Source organism: Streptomyces sp. NPDC037203 (assembly GCF_055605065.1).
This window is the reverse complement of sequence record NZ_JBVJUC010000008.1, coordinates 183,255-206,406: the sequence shown is the minus strand read 5'-3', so window position 1 is coordinate 206,406 and position 23,152 is coordinate 183,255. Positions and strand designations below refer to the sequence as shown.

Genomic DNA, 23,152 nt, shown 5'->3' with positions numbered 1-23,152 from the left:
CCGGTTCCGAGGGCGGCGGCGCTCCCCCGCCGCGACGGCGCACACGTGACACGGTGGACGGCGGTGCCGGTTCGGCACCGCCGTTCGTCACGGCTGGGCCACCACCGCCGGGTCCGAGTCCGTCGGTGCGGCCGGCTCGGACGCGGACCTGGTGAACGGCGCCAGGTCGCTCGCGGAGTCCGAGGGCGAGCCCGTCGGGGTCGGCGGGGTGGTCGAACCGGACGGCGAGGTCGAGGGCGCGCTCGGCGTCGGCTTGGTCGGGGTCGGGGTCGGGGACGTGGTCCTGGTCGGCGCCGGGGACGTGCTCCCGCTGCCCCCGCTGCTCCCGGTGGCGCCGCCACCGCCGGCCGTACCCGTACCCGCCGGGCCCGTCGGGTCCGCCGTGGGGCTCGCGGACGGCCGCACGGGGGCCTTCGTCCCGGCGTACGTGCCCGCCGGGGCCGGGATCGAGCGCCGCCCCGTGGACGGACCCGAGCCCGTGCCCGGAGCCTGCGCCGGGGCCTGACCGGTGGCCGGGTCGCCCGCGTCCTGGCTGGTGGAGGGGTTGTCGTCGGCTCGTCCCGCGGGGTTTTTGTCGTCGCTGTCGTGGGAGGTCATCCCGAGTGTCACGACCGTGCCCAGGACCGCCGCGAGCAGCGCGCCGGAACCGGCCGCCACCAGGTTGCGGCGCGCCAGCCGCCGGATGGCCATCCCCTTCGCCGGGGGCGCGGGGACCACCCGCGGCGTGACCAGGGTGTCCGGCACGGCCGGTACCGACAGCACGGACGGCAGCGCCGGCAGCGGCTCCGTCGCGGGCTCGCCCACGACCCCCGGCAGCGGCGCCGGTACCGGCACTCCGGGCAGTTCCCCCGCCCGGTCCGCGACCAGCGCCAGCGCCCGGCGCCCCGCGACCGCGCCCCGCTTGTCGGCGAGCGCGCCGCGCAGCCCGATCGACGCCTCCAGCTCCGCGCGGGCCCGGTCCAGCCGCCCCCCGCACAGCGCGAGGATTCCCAACTCGTGGTGGAAATAGGCTTGTTCGGGCACCTCGCCGGAGTGCAGCGCGGCCTGTGCCCCGAGCCGCAGGGCCCGCTCCCAGGCGCTCCACCGCAGCGCGGCGGCGAACGCGGGCGCGGCGGCGCGTGCGAGCCGTACCGCCTGCCCTTCATCGCCCTCGGCCGGCGGCACCACGGCCGCCAGCGCCGCGAGGACCGCGTCGGCCTCCGCGCCGACCCGCTCGGCGGTGACGGAGGGGTGCCCGGCCCACCAGGCGTAGTGCTCGGCGGCGGCGCGCGCCCGCTCCGGCGCGTCGTCGCCGTACCCCGCGGCCTCCAGCTGGGCGCGCACGCCCGCCGCGAGCCGGTAGCGCGAGCCCGCCGGGGAGACCAGGCCGCAGCTCGCCAACTCGCCGAGCGCCGCGTCCGCATGGGTGTCGCCGACCAGCGCGGGCAGGTGCGCCTGGTGCGGGACCTCGCCCCCGAGGGCGACCGCGAAACGCAGCGTGGCGCGGGCGGAGGCACTGAGCCGGGAGGCGAGCAGCGGCGCGGGGGCGGCGGCCTCGCCGAGCGAGGGCAGCGGTCCGCCGTCCTCGCCGGAGAACTCCTGCACCGTGTGCACCACGGGCCGTACGTCCTCGAAGACGCCGTACTCGTCCACCGCCCCGGACTCGGCGCGCAGTTGGTCCCGCTGCCGCAGCAACGCGCCCGCCTGGACGAAGCGCAGCGGCAGCCCCTCGGACTCGAACCACAGATCGCCCGCCCAGTTGGCCTCCTCCTCGGTGAGCACCCGCCCGGCCGTGCGCTCCAGGATGTCCACTCCGCCGGCCCGGTCGAGCCCGCCGAGGAAGACCTCCTCGACATCGGCGTCGGCGGACGGCGCGGGCACGTCCGGGGTGGCGGAGACCAGGAAGGCGCACTCGGGCGTCGCGTCCAGCAGTTCGTCCAGCTCGGCGCCGCCGAACCCGATGTCGTCCACCACCACGACCGCCCCGATCTCCGCGAGCGGCGCCCGCAGTTCGCGGCGCTGGGGGCGGTGTCCGGGGGCGTCGTAGACGGTGTGGAAGAGGTCGTGGAGCAGGTCCTCGGCGGTGCGGTGGGCGCCGCACAGGCGCACCACGCCGTCGGGCGCGAGGTCGGCGCAGTCGTCGGCGACCAGGTCGAGCAGGGCGGTACGGCCGGACCCGCCGGGGCCGGTGAGCCGTACGGTACGGCCGCGCGCGAGCAGCCGCACCAGCCGCTCCCGCACCTCCTGACGCTCCAGCAGGGGCAGCGGGCGCGGAGCGGCTCCCGGCGGCACCGGGGGCCGGGCCGCGCGCTCGGCCGCGGCCCGCTCGGCGGCGCTCCGCTTGCGGGGGCTGCCCGGCCGATCGGCCGGCGGGCAGGGCTCGATCTCGCTGCCGTCCACGGGGTTGACGGTCAGCAGCAGATCGCCGGAGACGAGGTGTGCCGTGCGGGCGAGCGCGGGCGTGCTCGGGCCGAAGTCGGCGGTGAGGGGATCCCGGTGCGGGCGCCGGGCGCCCGTGTGTCCGTACTCCTCAGGCCCAGGGCTGATCGGGTCCATGGGTTCAAGCCCCCCAGAAGCGTCGTGTGCTCGTGTTGCGGCCCTCCCGGCCTGCCGCACGTCGCTCAGTCGTTCCGGTCCGGGCCCGCTCGGTCGAGGGATGCGAGTCAGGCGGGCGACCGAACACTAAACCTTTGCCCAGTATCCACGACAGGGCGGGGTGCCCGGCGGTCCGGGAACGTCACGGTCCGACGCGGATTGCCCGCCGTCCCGCGCCCGCGCCCCTCAAAGGCTCAGACCCGCGCGAAGACTCAGACCCGCGGCAGCGAGTCCACCCCGATGCCGCCCTCGATCGCGAGGATGCGGTGCAGCCGGGTGGCCACCAACAGGCGCTGCATCTGCGGCGGTACGGCGCGCAGCACCAGACGGCGGCCGCAGCGGCCGGCCCGCCGGTGGGCACCCATGATCACGCCGAGTCCGGTGGCGTCCCAGGAGTCCAGTTCGGACAGGTCGAGCACCAGATCGCCGGCGCCGTCGTCGACGGCCGAGTGCAGGGCCGTACGGGCGTCCGCCGCGCTGCGGACGTCGAGGCGCCCCCCGACGACCAGCTCGGCGTGGTCGCCCCTGATGTACATATGCGCTCCCCGTGAGTGCGGTTGTGGCCAACTCCGTATCGATGGTGTGCACCGTCTGACTCGATGGTGTGCACCGTCTGACTGAATGCGTGGCGGTGCGGTTGCTGCTTGTAAGCGAACCGATACCGAATTCACCCCTGCGAGTGATGCTTCGGGGGTGAATTCGGTGCGGGGCGCGTCCGTACGCCGCTCAGTACGTGTAGAAGCCCTGCCCGCTCTTGCGGCCGATGTCACCGGCGTCCACCATCCGGCGCATCAGCTCCGGCGGGGCGAACTTCTCGTCCTGGGACTCGGTGTAGATGTTCCCGGTGGCGTGCAGCAGGATGTCCACGCCGGTCAGGTCGGTGGTGGCGAGCGGGCCCATGGCGTGCCCGAAGCCGAGCTTGCAGGCGAGGTCGATGTCCTCGGCGGTCGCCACGCCCGACTCGTAGAGCTTGACGGCCTCCACGACGAGCGCGGAGATGAGGCGGGTGGTGACGAACCCGGCGACGTCGCGGTTGACGACGATGCAGGTCTTGCCGACGGACTCGGCGAACTCCCGCGCGGTGGCGAGCGCTTCGTCGCTCGTCTTGTAGCCGCGCACCAGCTCGACCAGCTTCATCATCGGCACCGGCGAGAAGAAGTGGACGCCGACGACCCGCTCGGGGCGCTCGGTGGCCGCCGCGATCTTGGTGATCGGGATGGCGGAGGTGTTGGAGGCGAGCACGGTCTCCGGGCGCACGATCTTGTCGAGCGCGCGGAAGATCTCGTGCTTGACCTCCAGCTTCTCGAACACGGCCTCCACGACGATGTCCGCGTCCGCGGCGGCGTCCAGGTCGGTGGTGGGGGTGATACGGCCCAGCGCCGCCTCGGCGTCCGCAGCGTCCAGCTTGCCCTTGCTCACGAACTTGTCGTACGACGCCTTGATGCCGTCGGTACCGCGCGCCAGCGCCTCGTCGGTGACATCGCGCAGGACGACCTCCCAGCCCGCCTGCGCGGCGACCTGAGCGATACCGGACCCCATGAGACCGGCCCCGATGACGGCGAGCTTCCCTGCCACGTCCGACTCCCTCTTCCCGCTGTTACCCACTATGGACATGTGCGTCTTCGGCGGACGATAGCGCTCCGAAGCTGCCGTGTGACCAGTAAGTAACGCGCGTCACGTCTCATTTGACGGACGTCACATCGGGACGTGTTTCCGTTCGAATCCGGCGGCGCCCCGGCCCCGTTCGGCCCGACTGACCGGCCATCAGCCGCGGGAGTTCGGCGAGCCGGTCGGCCAGTCCCACTCCGTGCCGTTCTGCTACCCGGTGGACGCGGTCCGTGACGGGCGACACGTGGGTGTTCCGGACGGCCGGGGCGTAATTACGCTGGGCCCATGGTCAATCTGACGCGTATCTACACCCGTACCGGGGACAAGGGCACCACGCACCTCGGTGACATGAGCCGGGTGCCCAAGACGGACCTCCGGATCTCCGCGTACGCGGACTCAAACGAGGCCAACGCGGTCATCGGCACCGCGATCGCCCTGGGCGGTCTGGACGAGGAGGTCGTCCAGGTCCTCACCCGCGTGCAGAACGACCTGTTCGACGTGGGCGCGGACCTGTCCACCCCGGTGGCGGAGAACCCGCAGTACCCGCCGCTGCGGGTCGAGCAGTTCTACATCGACCGCCTGGAGGCGGACTGCGACCGCTTCAACGAGCAGTTGGAGAAGCTGCGCTCCTTCATCCTCCCCGGCGGCACTCCGGGCGCGGCCCTGCTCCACCAGGCCTGCACGGTCGTCCGCCGCGCCGAGCGCTCCACCTGGGCGGCCCTGGAGGTGCACGGCGACCTCATGAACCCCCTCACCGCCACCTACCTCAACCGCCTCTCCGACCTCCTCTTCATCCTGGCCCGCATCGCCAACAAGGCCACGGGCGACGTGCTGTGGGTACCGGGCGGCGAACGCTAGCGCGCCTGCCCTAGTTCGCCGACCTCACCGTCAGGTCGCCGTTCGTCGTCGACAGGTCCAGGGTGTAGCGGCCCGACGGGTCGTCCTGGAAGGCCAGTTTCCTGTCACCGTTGGTGTTGTGTGCCGATATCCGGTACCTGGCGGGCGGCGCCGTGACCGTGAGGTCCCCGCTGGAGGTGTGGGCCCTGATGTCCTGGGGGGTCGCGATCCGGATCGTCACTCCGCCGTTCGAGGTCCCCGCGTCGATGCCGCCCCTGGCGTTCTCCACCCTGACCTCGCCGTTCGAGGTGCGCAGCCGCGCCGGGCCCGCCGTGTCGCGCACCGTGATCCCGCCGTTGCTGGTGTGCACGTCGACGGCGCCGACGCCGTCCAGCGCGAGATCGCCGTTGGAGGTGCTGCCCGTGACCGGGAGGGCGGCGGGGATCTTGACGTCGTAGTCGACGCCGCAGTGGTGGCCGCAGCCGGCGAGGGTGAGGACGCCGTTCGCCACGCGGAAGGACATGCCTGTCGGCTTGTCGCCGCTGTAGGTGACCTTGCGGTGCACGGAGATCCCGGAGGTGTCCCGCGACGCCTCCACCTTCACCCCGCCGTCGCCGCTGTCGATCCGTATCGACGTGATCTTCTGCGACACCACGGCGTCGTCCTGGAAGGTCTTCCGGTCGAGGACCGAGCACGCGGACAGGCCGCCGACGGACAGTGCGGCCAGGGCCACGGCAGCAAGGAAACGCGCGCGACGCATGAAGGGTCCCCCGTATACAGAGCATCGGATCGCTGATCGGTCACCGCGATCGTACGGGCCCCGCCGTCTGCGCTTCGCTGGGGAAAACCCCCCAATCCGCCGGGTGCTCACCGGAGTTGGATTGGTCCAGACCTATTGACCCGTGGTCCAGACCTTCCTACCCTCGGGGCACCGTGGACATGGAGGCTCAGTCATGTCCGCCCTCTGTCACCCCACTACCGAGGGAGGCGCTCGATGCGCTTCAGAGACAAGGTCGCGGCAGGGCTCGCGACCCTGGCACTCCCCCTGGCCGGACTGGTCGGACTCGCGAGCCCCGCGCCGGCCGCGGCCGGCGTCCAGGCGGCCGGTGTCACCGCGAGCTTCACCAAGTCCAGCGACTGGGGCACCGGCTTCGGCGGCCAGTGGACCATCAAGAACTCCGGCTCCGCGAGCATCAGCTCCTGGACCGTCGCATGGGACTTCCCCTCCGGCACGTCCGTCACCTCCGCCTGGGACGCCGACGTGACCAACTCCGGCAACCACTGGACGGCGAAGAACAAGTCCTACAACGGCACCCTCGCCCCCGGCGCCTCCGTCAGCTTCGGCTTCAACGGCGCCGGTTCCGGCAGCCCCAGCAACTGCACGCTCAACGGCGGCAGTTGCGACGGCACGACGGCCCCCGGCGACGCCGCCCCGAGCGCCCCCGGCACCCCGACCGCCTCCGCCGTCACCGACACCTCGGTGAAGCTCACCTGGAGCGCGGCCACCGACGACAAGGGCATCAAGAACTACGACGTGCTGCGCGACGGCAAGGTCGTCGCCACCGTGACCACCACCTCGTACACCGACACCGGACTCACCGCCGGCAGCGACTACTCCTACTCCGTGCAGGCCCGCGACACCGCCGGCCAGACCGGTCCGGCCAGCGCCGCGCTCGCCGTGCACACCACCGGCGGCGGCTCCACCACTCCCCCGCCCGCCGGCGGCAAGGTCAAGCTCGGCTACTTCACCGACTGGGGCATCTACGGCCGCAACTACAACGTGAAGAACCTGGTGACCTCCGGCTCCGCCGCCAAGATCACCCACATCAACTACGCCTTCGGCAACATCACCGGCGGCAAGTGCACCATCGGCGACTCCTACGCCGACTACGACAAGGCGTTCACCGCCGACCAGTCCGTCAACGGCACGGCCGACACCTGGGACCAGCCGCTGCGCGGCAACTTCAACCAGCTGCGCGAGCTGAAGGCCAAGTACCCGAACCTCAAGATCATCTGGTCCTTCGGCGGCTGGACCTGGTCCGGCGGCTTCGCCGACGCGGCCAAGGACCCGGCCGGCTTCGCCCAGTCCTGCTACGACCTCGTCAACGACCCGCGCTGGGCCGACGTGTTCGACGGCATCGACATCGACTGGGAGTACCCCAACAACTGCGGTCTGACCTGTGACACCAGCGGGCCCGAGGCGTTCAAGAACGTCCTGGCCGCGCTGCGCGCCAAGTTCGGCTCCGGCAAGCTGGTCACCGCCGCGGTCACCGCCGACGGTTCCAGCGGCGGCAAGATCGACTCCGCCGACTACTCCGGCGCCGCCCAGTACGTCGACTGGTACAACGTGATGACGTACGACTTCTTCGGCGCCTGGGACGCGCAGGGCCCCACCGCCCCGCACTCCCCGCTCACCTCGTACAGCGGCATCCCGAAGGCCGGCTTCACCACCGCCGACGCGATCGCCAAGTACAAGGCGGCCGGCGTCCCCGCGTCCAAGCTGCTCATCGGCATCGGCTTCTACGGCCGCGGCTGGACCGGTGTCACCCAGGACGCGCCCGGCGGCACCGCCACGGGTCCGGCGGCCGGCACCTATGAGCAGGGCATCGAGGACTACAAGGTCCTCAAGTCGTCCTGCCCGGTCACCGGCACCATAGCGGGTACCGCGTACGCCCACTGCGGCAGCAACTGGTGGTCGTACGACACCCCGTCGACCATCGCCGGGAAGATGAGCTGGGCCAAGACCCAAGGTCTGGGCGGTGCGTTCTTCTGGGAGTTCAGCGGCGACACCGGCGACGGCGAGCTGGTGAACGCGATCAGCAGCAACCTGTGAGAACCGTCGACGGGAAGACCCTCTGAGCGACGTCGACACTCCCCCGGACTGCGTCCGGGGGCCCCACACAGCGAGTGAACGCGGCTACGCCACGTTCACTCGCTGTCCGGGTGGGGCCGCCTCCAGCCACGCGAGAAAACCGGTCAACGCGTCTTCGCTCATCGCGAGTTCGAGACGCGTGTCCCGGTGGACACAGGCGAGGATCACCGCGTCGGACAGCAGCGCCAGTTCCTCCTCGCCCTCGGGCAGCCGGCGGCCGGCCACCTCGATCTGGGCGCGTTCCAGGACGCGGCGGGGGCGGATGGCGTAGGAGAAGACGCGGTACCACTCGATGCGGTCGCCGTTGTAGCGGGCGACGCCGTAGCTCCAGCCCTTGCCGCCGGTGTCCGGTTTCCCGGCCAGGTCCCAGCGCAGGGAGCAGTCGAAGGTCCCGCCCGAGCGCTGGATCAGCCGGCGACGCAGCCCGAACAGAAACAGCCCGACCACCACGAGCGCGACCACGATCCCGCACACAGTCAGAGCGAGGACCATCGGCACCGACCTCCTCGTCTCCTAGGTAGGGGAACTGCTTCTACTACTGAGTAATGAAACGGAAAAAACACCTACATCTGCCTCAGCCGCGACCGGCACCGGATTGCTCCGGGCCGGCCGCGGCTGAGTGATGTCAACGTACCGCGCGGCTGGTTCAGCGCGCGGTCGCCGCACGAAGTCGGACGTCCGCGCGGCGTTCGGCGGCGGCGTCGCCCTCCGCCTTCGCCCGCTCGAGTTCCCGCTCCGTGCGCTGGACATCGATCTCGTCCGACAGCTCGGCGATCTCGGCCAGCAGGGACAGCTTGTTGTCCGCGAACGAGACGAAACCGCCGTGCACCGCGGCGACGACGGTTCCGCCATCACTCGTACGAATGGTCACCGGGCCCGACTCCAGCACACCGAGCAGCGGCTGGTGACCGGGCATGACGCCGATGTCGCCGGAGGTGGTGCGCGCGACGACCAGGGTGGCCTCGCCGGACCAGACCTGGCGGTCCGCGGCGACCAGCTCGACGTGCAGCTCAGCAGCCAAGAGTGGCTCCTCGGGTCACCACCCGGCAGGGGCGCCGGGTGTTGGGGTCAATTCTAGTGGGCGTTGCTGAGGGGGCGGGACGCGCCCGCCCCCTCGTACGAGCGCGAGGCTCAGGAGACGCCCAGCTCCTTGGCGTTGGCCTTGAGGTCGTCGAGGCCACCGCACATGAAGAACGCCTGCTCCGGGAAGTGGTCGTACTCGCCGTCGCAGATCGCGTTGAACGCGGCGATCGACTCGTCCAGCGGCACGTCCGAACCGTCCACGCCGGTGAACTGCTTGGCGACGTGGGTGTTCTGGGACAGGAAGCGCTCCACGCGACGGGCACGGTGGACGACGAGCTTGTCCTCCTCGCCGAGCTCGTCGATACCGAGGATCGCGATGATGTCCTGCAGGTCCTTGTACTTCTGCAGGATGTTCTTCACGCGCATGGCCGCGTTGTAGTGGTCCGCGGCGATGTACCGCGGGTCCAGGATCCGGGACGTCGAGTCCAGCGGGTCCACGGCCGGGTAGATGCCCTTCTCCGAGATCGGACGGGAGAGCACCGTCGTCGCGTCGAGGTGGGCGAAGGTGGTGGCCGGGGCCGGGTCGGTCAGGTCGTCCGCGGGGACGTAGATCGCCTGCATCGAGGTGATCGAGTGACCGCGGGTCGACGTGATGCGCTCCTGGAGGAGACCCATCTCGTCGGCCAGGTTCGGCTGGTAACCCACCGCGGATGGCATACGGCCGAGCAGCGTGGAGACCTCGGAACCGGCCTGCGTGAAGCGGAAGATGTTGTCGATGAAGAACAGCACGTCCTGCTTCTGGACGTCACGGAAGTACTCGGCCATGGTGAGGCCGGCCAGCGCGACGCGCAGACGGGTGCCCGGCGGCTCGTCCATCTGACCGAAGACCAGGGCGGTCTTGTCGATGACGCCGGAGTCGGTCATCTCCTCGATGAGGTCGTTGCCCTCACGGGTGCGCTCGCCGACACCGGCGAACACGGAGACACCGTCGTGGTTGTTGGCGACACGGTAGATCATCTCCTGGATGAGCACCGTCTTGCCGACGCCGGCACCGCCGAACAGGCCGATCTTGCCGCCCTTGACGTACGGGGTCAGCAGGTCGATGACCTTGACGCCGGTCTCGAACATCTCGGTCTTCGACTCGAGCTCGTCGAAGTTCGGCGCCTTGCGGTGGATCGGCCAGCGCTCGCCCTCGTACTGCTCGTCGACGTTCAGCACCTCACCGAGGGTGTTGAACACCTTGCCCTTGGTGAAGTCGCCGACGGGCACCGAGATCGGGGCACCGGTGTCGGTGACCGGGGCCTGGCGGACCAGGCCGTCGGTCGGCTGCATGGAGATGGTGCGGACCAGACCGTCACCCAGGTGCTGGGCGACCTCCAGGGTCAGCGTCTTCTTCTCGCCGGCGTTGGCCGGGTCGGCCACCTCGACGTGCAGCGCCTGGTAGATGTCCGGCATCGCGTCGACGGGGAACTCCACGTCGACGACCGGGCCGATGACCCGGGCGACGCGGCCCGTAGCCGTCGCGGTCTCAACAGTGGTGGTCATTTATCGGTCACTCCCCGCGGTCGCGTCGGCCAGGGCGCTCGCGCCACCGACGATCTCGCTGATTTCCTGGGTGATTTCGGCCTGGCGGGCCGCGTTGGCAAGGCGGGACAGCGTGTTGATCAGCTCGCCCGCGTTGTCGGTGGCCGACTTCATCGCGCGCCGCGTGGCGGCGTGCTTGGAAGCGGCCGACTGAAGCAGCGCGTTGTAGATACGGCTCTCCACGTAGCGCGGCAGCAGGGCGTCGAGGACGTCCTCCGCCGAGGGCTCGAAGTCGTAGAGCGGAAGGATCTCGCCCTCGGACTTCGTCTCCTCGGCGACCTCGTCGAGGCGCAGCGGAAGCAGCCGCGCGTCGAGCGCGGTCTGCGTCATCATCGAGACGAACTCGGTGTAGACGATGTGGAGTTCATCCACGCCGCCCTCGGCCGTGTCCTTCTCGATGGCCTCGATCAGGGGTGCCGCGACCTTCTTGGCGTCCGCGTACGTCGGCTCGTCGGTGAAGCCCGTCCACGACTCCGCGACCTTGCGCTCGCGGAAGTTGTAGTGGGCGACACCGCGCCGGCCGACGATGTACGTGTCGACCTGCTTGCCCTCGCGCTCCAGGCGCTCGGTCAGCTGCTCCGCCGCCTTGATGGCGTTGGAGTTGAAGGCACCGGCCAGACCGCGGTCGCTCGTGAGGAGCAGGACCGCGGCACGGGTCGGGTTCTCCGCCTCCGTGGTGAGCGGGTGCTTGGTGTTCGAACCCGTACCGACCGCCGTGACCGCGCGCGTCAGCTCGGTCGCGTACGGCGTGGAGGCCGCCACCTTGCGCTGCGCCTTGACGACGCGCGAGGCGGCGATCATCTCCATCGCCTTGGTGATCTTCTTGGTCGCGCTGACGGATCGGATGCGACGCTTGTAGACCCGGAGCTGGGCTCCCATGAGTCAGGTCCCTTCCTTACGTCACTTGGCGGCAGCGGCAGGAGTGTCCTCGCCGAGCAGCTTGCCGTCCGAGGTCTCGAACTGCTTCTTGAACTCGGCGACGGCGTCGTCGATCGCCTGGATGGTGTCGTTCGACATCTTGGCGCCCTCCTTGATGGAGGTCATCAGGCCCTGGTGCTTGCGGTGCAGGAAGTCCAGCAGCTCCCGCTCGAAGCGGCGGACGTCCGCGACCGGGACGTCGTCCATGCGGCCGTTGGTGCCGGCCCACACGGAGACGACCTGGTCCTCGGTGGCCATCGGCTGGTACTGGTCCTGCTTCAGCAGCTCGACCATGCGCTGACCGCGCTCCAGCTGGGCCTTGGAGGCCGCGTCCAGGTCGGAACCGAAGGCGGCGAACGCCTCCAGCTCGCGGAACTGGGCGAGGTCCACACGCAGGCGGCCGGAGACCTGGCGCATCGCCTTGTGCTGGGCGGAGCCACCGACTCGGGAGACCGAGATACCGACGTTCAGCGCGGGACGCTGACCGGCGTTGAACAGGTCCGACTCCAGGAAGCACTGGCCGTCGGTGATGGAGATGACGTTGGTCGGGATGAACGCCGAGACGTCGTTGGCCTTGGTCTCGACGATCGGCAGACCGGTCATCGAACCGGCACCCATCTCGTCGGAGAGCTTGGCGCAGCGCTCCAGCAGACGCGAGTGCAGGTAGAAGACGTCACCGGGGTAGGCCTCACGGCCCGGCGGGCGACGCAGCAGCAGGGACACGGCGCGGTAGGCGTCGGCCTGCTTCGAGAGGTCGTCGAAGATGATGAGGACGTGCTTGCCCTCGTACATCCACTGCTGGCCGATGGCCGAACCGGTGTACGGCGCCAGGTACTTGAAGCCGGCCGGGTCGGACGCCGGGGCGGCGACGATGGTCGTGTACTCCAGGGCGCCGTTCTCCTCCAGCGAGCGGCGCACGCCCGCGATGGTGGAGCCCTTCTGGCCGATGGCGACGTAGATGCAGCGGACCTGCTTCTTCGGGTCGCCGGTGCGCCAGTTGTCGCGCTGGTTGATGATGGTGTCGACGGCCAGGGCGGTCTTGCCGGTCTGGCGGTCACCGATGATCAGCTGACGCTGACCGCGGCCGATCGGGGTCATCGCGTCGACGGCCTTGTAGCCGGTCTCCATCGGCTCGTGCACCGACTTGCGCTGCATGACCGTGGGGGCCTGCAGCTCAAGCGCGCGGCGGCCGGACGTCTCGATCTCGCCGAGGCCGTCGATCGGGTTGCCGAGCGGGTCGACAACACGGCCGAGGTAGCCCTCGCCGACCGCGACGGAGAGCACCTCGCCGGTACGCGTGACCGGCTGGCCCTCCTCGACACCGCTGAACTCGCCGAGGACGATGGCACCGATCTCGCGCTCCTCGAGGTTGAGGGCGAGGCCGAGGGTGCCGTCCTCGAACTTCAGCAGTTCGTTGGCCATGGCCGAGGGAAGACCCTCGATCTTCGCGATGCCGTCGCCGGCAAGGGTGACCGTACCGACTTCCTCGCGCGAGGCCGCGTCCGGCTTGTACGACTGGACGAAGTTCTCCAGCGCGTCCCGGATCTCCTCCGGCCGGATCGTGAGCTCCGCCATCTGGGTTCCCTGCTCTCCTTGTTGGGCCCGAAGTTTCACTTTGGGGGGATGGGGACTCCCCCCAACAGGAGGTGAATCCTCTGCACGGCCCAACCAGGGCCGTATGTACGTACTGCTATATCGGTATGTCGAGGTGCTGCGTCGCTGCCGCGTCGCGGTCAGCCCGCCATGCGGCGGGCGGCCTCGTCCAGCCGGTCCGCGAGCGAACCGTTGATGACCTCGTCGCCGACCTGGACCCGCATTCCGCCGACGACGTCGGGGTCCACGTCCAGGTTGAGGTGGATCCGGCGGCCGTAGAGCTTGCCGAGGGCGGCGCCGAGGCGCTGCTTCTGGGTGTCGCTCAGCGGTACCGCCGAGGTGACGACGGCGACCAGGCGGTCCCGGCGCTCCGCGGCCAGCTTGGACAGGGACTCCAGTCCCGCTTCCAGGCTACGACCACGCGGTGCGGTCACGAGGCGCACGACCAGGCGCTCGGTGGCGGGCTTGGCCCGTCCGCCCAGCAGCCGGTGCAGCAGCTCGGTCTTGGCCCCGGCGGCCGCGGCGCGGTCGGTCAGGGCGGCACGCAGCTCGGTGCTGGAGGAGACGATCCGGCCGAACCGGAACAGCTCGTCCTCGACCTCGTCGAGGTTGCCACGCTTCTCCGCGGCGGTGAGGTCGGCGATGTCCGCCAGCTGCTCCAGTGCGTCCACCAGGTCGCGGGGCTGCGACCAGCGGGCGCGGGCCATCCCGGCCACCAGGTCGGCGGTCACGCCGCTGACCTGGGTGCCGAGCAGGCGCTGGACCAGCCCGGCCTTGGCCTCCGCGGACTGCGCCGGGTCGGTGAGGACCCGGCGCAGGCCGGCCTCGCGGTCGAGCAGCGCGGTGACGGCCGCCAGCTCGTCGGCGAGCGCGCTCGCGTCCACGGACGTGGAGTCCGTCAGCGCGTCGAGACGCTCCCGTGCGGCTGCCAGGGCCTCGCGGCTCGCTCCGTTCATCGCGCGGCCTCGGCCTTCTCCTCGAGCTCGTCGAGGAAGCGGTCGATCACGCGGCTCTGCCGGGCGTGGTCCTCGAGGGACTCGCCGACGAGCTTGCCGGCCAGGTCGGTGGCGAGCTTGCCGACGTCCTGGCGCAGCGCGGACGCGGCGGCCTTGCGGTCCGCCTCGATCTGGGCGTGACCGGCGGCGACGATCTCCTCACGCTGCCGCTGGCCCTCGGCCCGCATCTCGGCGATGAGGGCGGCACCCTGCTCCTGCGCCTCCTGGCGCAGCCGCGCGGCCTCGTGCCGGGCCTCGGCGAGCTGGGCCTTGTACTGCTCAAGGACGCTCTGGGCCTCGGTCTGCGCGGCCTCGGCCTTTTCGATACCGCCCTCGATGGCCTCGCGGCGCTCCTCCAGAACCTTGTTGATGTTCGGGAGAAGCTTCTTGGCGAGGAAGCCGAAGACGATGACGAAGGCGATCAGGCCGATGACGAGCTCTGGGATCGGCGGGATGAGGGGGTTCTCGGCCTCCTCAGCCGCGAGCTGAACCAGGGGGCTCATATCAGTGCCTTTCGTCTATTGGTGCGCGGCGGTCGGGTCAGGAGGCCGGGTAGACGAACGGCATGACCAGACCGATCAGGGCGAGCGCCTCACAGAAGGCGAAGCCGAGGATCTGGTTGGCGCGGATCAGGCCGGCAGCCTCGGGCTGACGGGCGAGAGCCTGCGTGCCGTTACCGAAGATGATGCCGACGCCGACACCCGGGCCGATGGCGGCGAGACCGTAACCGATGGAGCCGAGGTTGCCCTTGATCTGGACGCCGGCGGCAAAGGTTTCGAGAGCGGACATGCCGGTTCTTCCTTCTCTTTCAAAGACCGGTGGGGGTTGGCCACCGGATGTCTGGGTGGGTGGTCGGGAGGCTCAGTGGTGCTCGGCGAGCGCGCCCTGGATGAAGCTGCACGTCAGCAGTACGAAGACGTACGCCTGGACAGCCTGGATGAAGAGCTCGAAGGCCGTCATGACGATGACCATCACGAACGACACGGCGGAGTAGGCGATGCCGATGCCGTTGAGCATGTACCAGCTGGCGATCGTGAACAGCAGCAGCAGGGTGTGGCCCGCGAACATGTTCGCGAAGAGTCGGACGGCGTGGGTGAAGGGCCGCACGAGCAGGTTCGAGAACAGCTCGATCGTCATCGACAGCGGGAGGACCGCGCCGAGCGACTTGTCGTAGCCGGTGAAGTTCTTGAAGGCGCCGACGAAGCCGTGCCGCTTGAAGGTCAGTCCGACCCAGATGACGTAGACGATGCCGGCCAGGACGGCGGGGTACGAGATGATCGACGTGACCGGGAACTGGGCGACCGGGATGACCGACCAGAGGTTCATCATCCAGACGAAGAAGAACAGCGAGACGACCAGCGGGACGTACTTCTCGCCTTCCTTCTTGCCGATGGTCTCGTAGACGACACCGCGGCGAACGAAGTCGTAACCGGCTTCGGCCACCATCTGGAGCTTGCCCGGAACGACCTTCGGCCTGGCGAAGGCGGCCCAGAAGAAGCCGATGATGATGATGGAACCGAGGAGCGCCAGCAGCATCGTCTTGTTGAAGTACAAGTTGCTGTCCGCGTCGCCCCAGAGCGGCTTGAACAGGAACGAGTGCAGGCCCGGAGCCGGGAAGCCGCACCCGTCGAACAGGTGGCAGCTCGTGTCGAAAGCGAGCGTCTGCGTCGGATCAGCACTCACCGCGGGCTCCTTCATCGTGGCGCATAGGTACGGCAACCTCGTTGTGTCGGCGCGGCGTGCGGCCGCGGGTCGGCACGGGACTGGTGTGACGGATGTGGGGGCGGCTGGGGGGCATCTCGCCTCGCGATCGAACAGGCGTCAGCTCGGATGCCCGCGCCCGCGATGCCGCAGTTGGCACCGGACGATAGCAGCAAGCGTGCTGCGCCTTTATCCCGGCCCTACCTCTCACGACGTACGCCCTGTCTTTTCGGGCTTGTCACCCGAGGACGAGGCGTCCGGTTCGACGTAGAGGGTCTTGGCCTTCATGTGCGCACGTGTCTGGGCGCCGATCCACGCGAGGGTGGCGACCACGAGCGTGATGGCGAAGGCACGCGGGTTGAAGAGCGTGGTGTTCTTGAACAGGGCGACGAAGATGACCAGCAGCAGCAGCTGGGCCGCGTAGAGCATCAGGCCCATCATCTGGAACAGCTGCGGGAAAGACTTGGCGGTGCGCTGGAGCACGTACAGACCGAGCCCCATGAACAGGATGACGACCACCGTCGCGACGACGGCCCCGATCGCTCCCTTGCCACCCGCGACCACACCGCTGACGACGGCGGCGAGCGCGCCGACGGCAGCCGTGGGCACGGCGGCCTGGGCAAGGATCCGGGCGTCAGAAGACGGCATGGCGGCAACTCCGCTTTCACAGGGGGGCAGGTGTCGTCATGGACGAGCGTAGTCCCGGACTGAGCGATCGAGATCTCACACCAATGGACCGTCGCACTACGGTCCTTCGGCTCTATCCGGGGTTCTCGTGAACAGTATCACAAACTATTTGATGAGGTCTTTACCTGGTCGGTGTGCTTGCTGTCACACATGAGAGTGACTCTGCACGTCTGATCAGAAACCCCGCCGCTTTGTCTGCTATTGGGGATCTTTGCTCCCCCACGAGTTGGCAATGCTCTAGTCAGATTCTTACCTTGACCGTCTCAGGAACGATCAGGAAATCGCCCACGAGTGCCGATTGCGGTCGCCCCGTTGACGCCGGACACACCGGCCGGCACGGGCGCGCGCTCCTCGCCCTCCGGAACCTCCGAACTGCCCTGCTCCGCCGCCTCCATGGCGAGTTCCGCTTCCGCCGCCGCGGCCGCGCGCCGGCGCCGGTAGCGGGGCGGCACGAAGCGCTGGGCCCACACGGGCACCCGCGGCGTGAAGCGCGGCAGGAGCAGCAGGACGAGGCCGACGGCGCTCAGGAAGACGACGCCGAGCACGATCCACATGGACGCCGAGTTGACCGAGTAGGCGAGCGCGCCGAAGGCGATCAGCGCGGACCAGAAGTACATGATCAGCACCGCGCGGCTGTGCGAGTGGCCGATCTCCAGCAGCCGGTGGTGCAGATGCCCGCGGTCCGCGGCGAACGGCGACTGGCCGCGCCAGGTGCGGCGCACGATCGCCAGCACCAGGTCGGCGGCGGGGATCGCGATGATCGTCAGCGGCATCAGCAGCGGGATGTAGACCGGCACCATCTGGTGCACGGTGGCGCGCTCGGAACCGGAGAACAGGTTCATCACGTCCGGGTCCACCTGACCCGTGATCGAGATGGCGCCCGCGGCCAGCACCAGGCCGATCAGCATGGAGCCGGAGTCGCCCATGAAGATCCGCGCCGGGTGCATGTTGTGCGGCAGGAAACCCAGGCACATGCCCATGAGGATCGATGCGAACAGGGTGGCGGGGGCCGCGGCCTCGATGCCGTACGACACCCAGACGCGGTACGCGTACAGGAAGAACGCCACCGTCGCGATGCACACCATGCCGGCCGCGAGACCGTCCAGGCCGTCCACGAAGTTCACCGCGTTGATGGTGATGACCACGAGCGCCACGGTCAGCAGCGTGCCCTGCCACTGGGTGAGCGCCACGTTGCCGACGCCGGGGATGGGCAGCCACAGGATCGTCAGACCCTGCATCACCATGACGCCGGCGGCGATCATCTGGCCGCCGAGCTTGATGAGGGCGTCGATCTCGAACTTGTCGTCCAGGACGCCGATCAGCCAGATCAGGGCGGCGCCGGAGAGCAGGGCCCGCGGCTCGTTGGACTTCTCGAACACCCAGTTGAGGCTGGACAGGTGGTCGGCGACCAGCAGACCGGCGCACAGTCCGAAGAACATCGCGATCCCGCCGAGACGCGGAGTGGGCTCCCGGTGCACGTCACGGGCCCGGATCTCCGGCATCGCCCCCGCCACGATCGCGAACTTCCGCACCGGCCCCGTCAGCAGGTACGTCACCGCGGCCGTGATGCAGAGCGTCAGCAGGTATTCACGCACGGGCTTCCCCACAGGTCTCGCTGGCCATCACAGCCTCACAGCCTAGCGGCGGGCGTATACGGATGAGGACTTACGGGTAGCCAGGATGGTTGCAGACCTTGCTGTGACCGCCGCCGTGCCGGCGCTGTGCCCTGGGAAGCGGCTACCCCGTTCACCCCGGATACGGCGGGAATCACCCCGGATACGGCGGGAACGCGGCGGTCAGCTCGCGCACCTCCGCCCGTGCCCCGGCCGGCTCCGGGTGCCCGCGCACCACCGCGGCGAGCAGCTTCGCGATCCGTTCCATCTCCGGCTCGCCCATGCCCTGGGTGGTCACCGCGGCCGTGCCCAGGCGCAGACCCCGGCCGTCGCCGCCCGGCAGGGCGCAGCAGTCCAGGACGATCCCGGCGGCGGCGAGCCGGCCGCGGGCGGTGCGGCCGTCCACGCCGAGCGGGGCCACGTCGGCGGTGATCAGGTGGGTGTCCGTGCCGCCGGTGATGACGGCGAGCCCCTCCTCGGCGAGGTGGCCGGCCAGGGTGCGGGCGTTGGCGACCACCTGGTGCGCGTACGCGGCGAACGCCGGCGTCGCGGCCTCCCCGAACGCGACGGCCTTCGCGGCGACGGTGTGCATCTGCGCCCCGCCCTGGGTGAACGGGAACACCGCCCGGTCCACCCGCTCGGCCAGCTCCTCGCCGCACAGGACCATGCCGCCGCGCGGGCCGCGCAGCACCTTGTGCGTGGTCGCGCACACGATGTCGGCGTAGGGCACCGGGTTCGGGGCGGCGCCGCCCGCGACGAGGCCCATGGGGTGGGCGGCGTCCGCGATCAGATAGGCGCCGACCTCGTCGGCGACCTCGCGGAAGAAGGCGTAGTCGATGTGCCGGGGGTAGGAGATCGAGCCGCACACGATCGCCTTGGGGCGGTGGTTGCGGGCCAGATGGCGCACCTGGTCGTGGTCGATCAGCCCGGATTCCGCGTCGACGCCGTAGCCGACGAAGTCGAACCAGCGGCCGGAGAAGTTGGCCGGGGAGCCATGGGTGAGGTGACCGCCGTAGGGCAGCCCCAGGGCGAGGACGGTGTCGCCGGGGCGCAGCAGGGCGGCGTACGCCGCGAGGACGGCGGAGGAGCCGGAGTGCGCCTGCACATTCGCGTGCCGGGCCCCGAACAGCGCGCACGCCCGCTCCACGGCCAGCCGCTCGGCCATGTCCACCAGCTCGCAGCCGCCGTGGTGGCGGGCGCCGGGGTAGCCCTCGGCGTACTTGTTCGCCAGCGGCGACCCGAGGGCGGCGAGCACGGCGCGGGAGGTGAAGTTCTCCGCCGCGACGAGCTGGAGCGACGTCGACTGCCGCCGCAGCTCCCCCAGCAGGATCTCGGCCACCTCGGGGTCCTGCTCCCGCAGGACATCGGCCTCGTGCAGGGTGATGACCGACATGACGGACTCCGGGCGGTCGACGGTGACGTATCCCCAATGTAGGCCGGGGTCCGTCCGGGGGCGCGGTGTCGGCGGACTCGGGCGGTCCCTACATCCGCGCCGGGACACCCGTCAGGGCCGTCACCACCGGGTCCAGCGCGTCCCGTATCTCGTCGCCGATGGAGCGGAAGAAGGGCAGGGGGGCACCGTAGGGGTCGTAGACCTCGTCGGCCTCGGCCGTGGGGGCCAGGAGCCAGCCGCGCAGGGCGGCGGCGGCGCGGACCAGGGCGCGGGCGCGCATGACGAGGCCGTCCTCCAGGGGCGGCAGCGTCGCCGGGTCGATCGCGCGGACCAGGCGCGTGAACTCCTTGAGGGTGAAGGTGCGCAGGCCCGCCGAATGGCCCATGGAGATGACCTGGGCTCGGTGGTCGCGGGTCGCGGTCAGGACCAGGTCGGCCCGGATGACGTGCTCGTCCAGCAGCTCCCGGCCCATGAAGCCGGAGGCGTCCGCGCCGAAGTCGGCCAGCACGGTCTCCGCGTTGGCCTCCATCGGCGCGCCCTCGTGGCCCCAGGTGCCCGCGCTCTCCACGATCAGGCCGCCGCCGAGCACGCCGAGGCGCTCGGCGACGAAATGCCGGGTCAGCCGCTCGGTGATCGGCGAGCGGCACACGTTGCCGGTACTGACGTGGAGGATGCGGAAGGTGTCGCGCGGAAACCCGAAGGTCGTCGTCTCCTCCGCGAGGCGCTCCCCGATGCCTATGCCACGCCCCGCTTCAGGGGCCGTCAATTCGCCACCTCAAGGTCGGGTACGACCTTGCGCAGCTCGTCCGGCGAGATGGCGCCCTCGCGCAGCAGCACCGGCACGTCGCGGGAGACGTCCACGATCGACGAGGGCACGTTGCCCGGCGTCGGGCCGCCGTCGAGGTAGACGGAGACGGAGTCGCCGAGCATGTCCTGCGCGGCGTCGCAGGTCTCCGGCGACGGGTGCCCGGTGAGGTTGGCGGAGGAGACCGCCATCGGACCGACCTCGGTGAGCAACTCGATGGCGACCGGGTGCAGCGGCATGCGCACGGCGACCGTGCCCCGCGTGTCGCCGAGGTCCCACTGGAGCGACGGCTGGTGCTTGGCGACCAGTGTCAGGGCGCCCGGCCAGAACGCGTCGACCAGGTCCCAGGCCAGCTCGGAGAAGTTCGTGACCAGGCCGTGCAGGGTGTTCGGGGAACCGATGAGCACGGGGGTCGGCATGTTGCGGCCCCGGCCCTTGGCGGCGAGCAGATCGGCGACGGCCTCGGAGGAGAACGCGTCGGCACCGATGCCGTAGACCGTGTCGGTCGGCAGCACCACCAGCTCGCCCCGGCGGACGGCGGACGCGGCTTCGCGCAGACCCGTCGCGCGGTCGGTCGCGTCGTTGGTGTCGTATCGCCGTGCCATCTAACGGGCCTCCTCGTACACAAACTGCGGGGTTGACGTCTCGCTGCTCACGGCAGCGCCTTGCGGGCGGTGGCGAACCGCGGCCGGTTGTTGAGGTCGGGGTGATCGGCCGCGTCGGCCCAGCCCCGTTCCTCGGTGAAGATCCACGGCACCTGTCCGCCCTGGGTGTCCGCGTGTTCGATGACGACGACTCCGCCGGGCCGCAGCAGCCGGTGCGCGGTGCGCTCGATGCCGCGGATCAGATCGAGCCCGTCCTCCCCCGAGAACAACGCCAGCTCGGGGTCGTAGTCGCGGGCCTCGGGGGCGACGTACTCCCATTCGGTGAGCGGGATGTACGGCGGGTTGGAGATGACCAGGTCGACCTGGCCGTCCAGGTCCGGGAACGCGGCCAGGGCGTCACCCTGGCGCAGGTCGACCCTGGACCCCTCCACGTTCTTGCGGGTCCAGCGCAGCGCGTCCTCCGACAGCTCCACGGCGTGCACCCGCGAGCGCGGCACCTCCTGGGCGAGGGCGAGCGCGATGGCACCGGAGCCGGTGCACAGGTCGACGATGCAGGGCTCGACCACGTCCATGGCGCGCACCGCGTCTATGGCCCAGCCGACCACCGACTCGGTCTCCGGCCGGGGCACGAACACACCGGGGCCGACCTGGAGTTCCAGGTAGCGGAAGTAGGCCCGCCCGGTGATGTGCTGGAGCGGCTCGCGCTGCTCGCGCCGGGCGATGACCTCCCAGTACCGGGCGTCGAAGTCCGCGTCCTTCACGGAGTGCAGTTCGCCGCGCTTGACGCCGTGCACGAACGCGGCGAGCTCCTCCGCGTCGGTGCGCGGCGAGGGCACGCCGGCGTCGGCCAGCCGCTGGGTGGCCTGGGCCACCTCCGATAGCAGCAGGTTCACGCAAGTCCTCCGGAAGTCAGCAAGTCCTCGTGGTTCCTTACGCGGCCGCGAGCTTCGCCGCGGAGTCGGCGTCGACACAGGCCTGGATGACCGCGTCGAGTTCGCCGTCCAGGACCTGGTCCAGGTTGTACGCCTTGAAGCCGACACGGTGGTCGGAGATGCGGTTCTCCGGGAAGTTGTACGTACGGATCTTCTCGGAGCGGTCGACGGTGCGGACCTGGCTGCGGCGGGCGTCCGCGGCCTCCCGCTCGGCCTCCTCCTGGGCCGCGGCGAGCAGCCGGGAGCGCAGGATGCGCAGGGCCTGCTCCTTGTTCTGGAGCTGGCTCTTCTCGTTCTGGCAGGAGGCGACCACACCGGTGGGCAGGTGGGTGATGCGCACCGCGGAGTCCGTGGTGTTGACGGACTGGCCGCCGGGGCCCGAGGACCGGTAGACGTCGATCCGGAGGTCGTTCGGGTTGATCTCCACGTCCACCTCCTCGGCCTCGGGGGTGACGAGGACACCGGCGGCGGAGGTGTGGATACGGCCCTGGGACTCGGTGGCCGGCACGCGCTGCACGCGGTGCACGCCGCCCTCGTACTTCAGCCGCGCCCACACGCCCTGGCCGGGCTCGGTCTGCCCGCGCGTCTTCACCGCGACCTGGACGTCCTTGTAGCCGCCCAGCTCGGACTCGGTGGCGTCGATGATCTCGGTCTTCCAGCCGACGCGCTCCGCGTAGCGCAGATACATGCGCAGCAGGTCGCCGGCGAACAGCGCCGACTCGTCGCCGCCCGCACCCGCCTTGATCTCCAGGATGACGTCCTTGTCGTCACTGGGGTCGCGCGGGACCAGCAGGAGGCGCAGCTTCTCGGTCAGCTCCTCGCGCTGCTGCTCCAGCTCCTTGACCTCGGCGGCGAAGTCGGGGTCGTCGGCGGCCAGCTCGCGCGCGGTCTCGATGTCGTCGCCGGCCTGCTTCCAGGAGCGGTACGTGCCGACGATCGGGGTCAGCTCGGCATAGCGCTTGTTCAGCTTGCGCGCGTTCGCCTGGTCGGCGTGGACCGACGGGTCGGCGAGCTTCTTCTCGAGGTCGGCGTGCTCGGCGACGAGCTCCTCGACTGCCTCGAACATCTTTCGGCTCCTGTACTGCGGTGAGGGGAAGGGGCGGCGACCAAAAACGCCGGTCCCGGACGCACGCCCTCGCGGACGTACGGCCGTGGACCGGCGAATGGGGGCTCGCTACTTCTTGGAGCCGGCGGCAGCCTTGCCGAAGCGGGCCTCGAAGCGGGCCACACGGCCACCGGTGTCGAGGATCTTCTGCTTGCCCGTGTAGAACGGGTGGCACTCGGAGCAGACCTCGGCACGGATGGTGCCGGACTCGATGGTGCTCCGGGTGGTGAACGAGGCGCCACAGGTGCAGCTGACCTGCGTCTCGACGTACTCGGGGTGGATGTCGCGCTTCAAGGTTTCTCCTAGG

General features: G+C 70.2%; 23 protein-coding genes. 2 read left to right on the top strand and 21 right to left on the bottom strand.

Features of this window, described 5'->3' with window-relative positions; all coding sequences use genetic code 11:
• Positions 1 to 87: 87 nt before the first annotated feature.
• From ACZ7EC_RS22655 to ACZ7EC_RS22645, 3 genes are all read right to left on the bottom strand, one after another.
• On the bottom strand, positions 88 to 2,535 hold the full coding sequence (locus ACZ7EC_RS22655; protein WP_471065075.1) for an ATP-binding protein: 2,448 nt from the start codon (positions 2,533 to 2,535) through the stop codon (positions 88 to 90).
• 251 nt (positions 2,536 to 2,786) lie between these two features.
• Positions 2,787 to 3,110: an STAS domain-containing protein gene (locus tag ACZ7EC_RS22650; RefSeq protein WP_397983994.1), complete on the bottom strand. Its 324-nt coding sequence runs from the start codon at positions 3,108 to 3,110 to the stop codon at positions 2,787 to 2,789.
• Positions 3,111 to 3,300: 190 nt separating this feature from the next.
• On the bottom strand, positions 3,301 to 4,149 hold the full coding sequence (locus tag ACZ7EC_RS22645; protein WP_471065073.1) for a 3-hydroxyacyl-CoA dehydrogenase family protein: 849 nt from the start codon (positions 4,147 to 4,149) through the stop codon (positions 3,301 to 3,303).
• A 318-nt stretch (positions 4,150 to 4,467) separates the two neighbouring features.
• Between ACZ7EC_RS22645 and ACZ7EC_RS22640 the strand changes: the two genes are divergently transcribed.
• The gene (locus tag ACZ7EC_RS22640) at positions 4,468 to 5,040 is read left to right on the top strand and encodes a cob(I)yrinic acid a,c-diamide adenosyltransferase (protein ID WP_397983999.1); all 573 of its coding nucleotides are present in this window, start codon (positions 4,468 to 4,470) and stop codon (positions 5,038 to 5,040) included.
• A gap of 10 nt (positions 5,041 to 5,050) precedes the next feature.
• Here the strand turns inward: ACZ7EC_RS22640 and ACZ7EC_RS22635 are convergent, their stop codons facing one another.
• Entirely contained in the window at positions 5,051 to 5,752 is a 702-nt protein-coding gene (locus tag ACZ7EC_RS22635) for a DUF4097 family beta strand repeat-containing protein (RefSeq protein WP_471065071.1), read from the bottom strand.
• Between the two features lie 261 nt (positions 5,753 to 6,013).
• Here ACZ7EC_RS22635 and ACZ7EC_RS22630 point away from each other — a divergent pair, with 261 nt between their 5' ends.
• Positions 6,014 to 7,852, top strand: a complete 1,839-nt coding sequence (locus ACZ7EC_RS22630; protein ID WP_471065070.1) for a glycosyl hydrolase family 18 protein — start codon at positions 6,014 to 6,016, stop codon at positions 7,850 to 7,852.
• Between the two features lie 84 nt (positions 7,853 to 7,936).
• Here the strand turns inward: ACZ7EC_RS22630 and ACZ7EC_RS22625 are convergent, their stop codons facing one another.
• From ACZ7EC_RS22625 to rpmE, 17 genes are all read right to left on the bottom strand, one after another.
• Positions 7,937 to 8,383, bottom strand: a complete 447-nt coding sequence (locus ACZ7EC_RS22625; protein WP_471065068.1) for a DUF2550 domain-containing protein — start codon at positions 8,381 to 8,383, stop codon at positions 7,937 to 7,939.
• Between the two features lie 154 nt (positions 8,384 to 8,537).
• A complete protein-coding gene (locus tag ACZ7EC_RS22620) occupies positions 8,538 to 8,912 on the bottom strand; it encodes a F0F1 ATP synthase subunit epsilon (RefSeq protein WP_037656493.1) in 375 nt (124 codons plus the stop codon).
• Positions 8,913 to 9,022: 110 nt separating this feature from the next.
• Positions 9,023 to 10,459: a F0F1 ATP synthase subunit beta gene (atpD, locus tag ACZ7EC_RS22615; protein WP_471065067.1), complete on the bottom strand. Its 1,437-nt coding sequence runs from the start codon at positions 10,457 to 10,459 to the stop codon at positions 9,023 to 9,025.
• On the bottom strand, positions 10,460 to 11,377 hold the full coding sequence (locus ACZ7EC_RS22610; RefSeq protein WP_471065065.1) for a F0F1 ATP synthase subunit gamma: 918 nt from the start codon (positions 11,375 to 11,377) through the stop codon (positions 10,460 to 10,462).
• A 21-nt stretch (positions 11,378 to 11,398) separates the two neighbouring features.
• Positions 11,399 to 12,991, bottom strand: a complete 1,593-nt coding sequence (gene atpA / locus ACZ7EC_RS22605; protein ID WP_397984005.1) for a F0F1 ATP synthase subunit alpha — start codon at positions 12,989 to 12,991, stop codon at positions 11,399 to 11,401.
• 158 nt (positions 12,992 to 13,149) lie between these two features.
• Positions 13,150 to 13,965, bottom strand: coding sequence for a F0F1 ATP synthase subunit delta (locus tag ACZ7EC_RS22600; protein WP_471065062.1), 816 nt, complete (start codon positions 13,963 to 13,965; stop codon positions 13,150 to 13,152).
• On the bottom strand, positions 13,962 to 14,507 hold the full coding sequence (locus tag ACZ7EC_RS22595) for a F0F1 ATP synthase subunit B (protein WP_471065061.1): 546 nt from the start codon (positions 14,505 to 14,507) through the stop codon (positions 13,962 to 13,964). Before ACZ7EC_RS22595 ends, ACZ7EC_RS22600 begins: the two co-directional genes overlap by 4 nt.
• Before the next feature lie 37 nt (positions 14,508 to 14,544).
• The gene (locus tag ACZ7EC_RS22590; RefSeq protein ID WP_345056149.1) at positions 14,545 to 14,793 is read right to left on the bottom strand and encodes an ATP synthase subunit c family protein; all 249 of its coding nucleotides are present in this window, start codon (positions 14,791 to 14,793) and stop codon (positions 14,545 to 14,547) included.
• 72 nt (positions 14,794 to 14,865) lie between these two features.
• A complete protein-coding gene (gene atpB / locus ACZ7EC_RS22585; protein WP_471065059.1) occupies positions 14,866 to 15,702 on the bottom strand; it encodes a F0F1 ATP synthase subunit A in 837 nt (278 codons plus the stop codon).
• A gap of 210 nt (positions 15,703 to 15,912) precedes the next feature.
• Positions 15,913 to 16,353, bottom strand: a complete 441-nt coding sequence (locus ACZ7EC_RS22580) for a hypothetical protein (RefSeq protein WP_471065058.1) — start codon at positions 16,351 to 16,353, stop codon at positions 15,913 to 15,915.
• A gap of 302 nt (positions 16,354 to 16,655) precedes the next feature.
• Complete coding sequence (locus tag ACZ7EC_RS22575) at positions 16,656 to 17,987, bottom strand: MraY family glycosyltransferase (protein ID WP_471065057.1); 1,332 nt, start codon at positions 17,985 to 17,987, stop codon at positions 16,656 to 16,658.
• A gap of 172 nt (positions 17,988 to 18,159) precedes the next feature.
• Positions 18,160 to 19,398, bottom strand: coding sequence for a serine hydroxymethyltransferase (locus ACZ7EC_RS22570; RefSeq protein ID WP_471065055.1), 1,239 nt, complete (start codon positions 19,396 to 19,398; stop codon positions 18,160 to 18,162).
• A gap of 88 nt (positions 19,399 to 19,486) precedes the next feature.
• Positions 19,487 to 20,164, bottom strand: a complete 678-nt coding sequence (locus tag ACZ7EC_RS22565; RefSeq protein WP_397984012.1) for an arsenate reductase/protein-tyrosine-phosphatase family protein — start codon at positions 20,162 to 20,164, stop codon at positions 19,487 to 19,489.
• The gene (locus ACZ7EC_RS22560) at positions 20,161 to 20,808 is read right to left on the bottom strand and encodes an L-threonylcarbamoyladenylate synthase (RefSeq protein ID WP_471065053.1); all 648 of its coding nucleotides are present in this window, start codon (positions 20,806 to 20,808) and stop codon (positions 20,161 to 20,163) included. Before ACZ7EC_RS22560 ends, ACZ7EC_RS22565 begins: the two co-directional genes overlap by 4 nt.
• A gap of 47 nt (positions 20,809 to 20,855) precedes the next feature.
• Positions 20,856 to 21,701: a peptide chain release factor N(5)-glutamine methyltransferase gene (gene prmC / locus ACZ7EC_RS22555; RefSeq protein WP_397984014.1), complete on the bottom strand. Its 846-nt coding sequence runs from the start codon at positions 21,699 to 21,701 to the stop codon at positions 20,856 to 20,858.
• 37 nt (positions 21,702 to 21,738) lie between these two features.
• The gene (gene prfA, locus ACZ7EC_RS22550; RefSeq protein WP_471065051.1) at positions 21,739 to 22,806 is read right to left on the bottom strand and encodes a peptide chain release factor 1; all 1,068 of its coding nucleotides are present in this window, start codon (positions 22,804 to 22,806) and stop codon (positions 21,739 to 21,741) included.
• Positions 22,807 to 22,914: 108 nt separating this feature from the next.
• Positions 22,915 to 23,139, bottom strand: a complete 225-nt coding sequence (gene rpmE / locus ACZ7EC_RS22545) for a 50S ribosomal protein L31 (RefSeq protein WP_019326867.1) — start codon at positions 23,137 to 23,139, stop codon at positions 22,915 to 22,917.
• Positions 23,140 to 23,152: the final 13 nt, after the last annotated feature.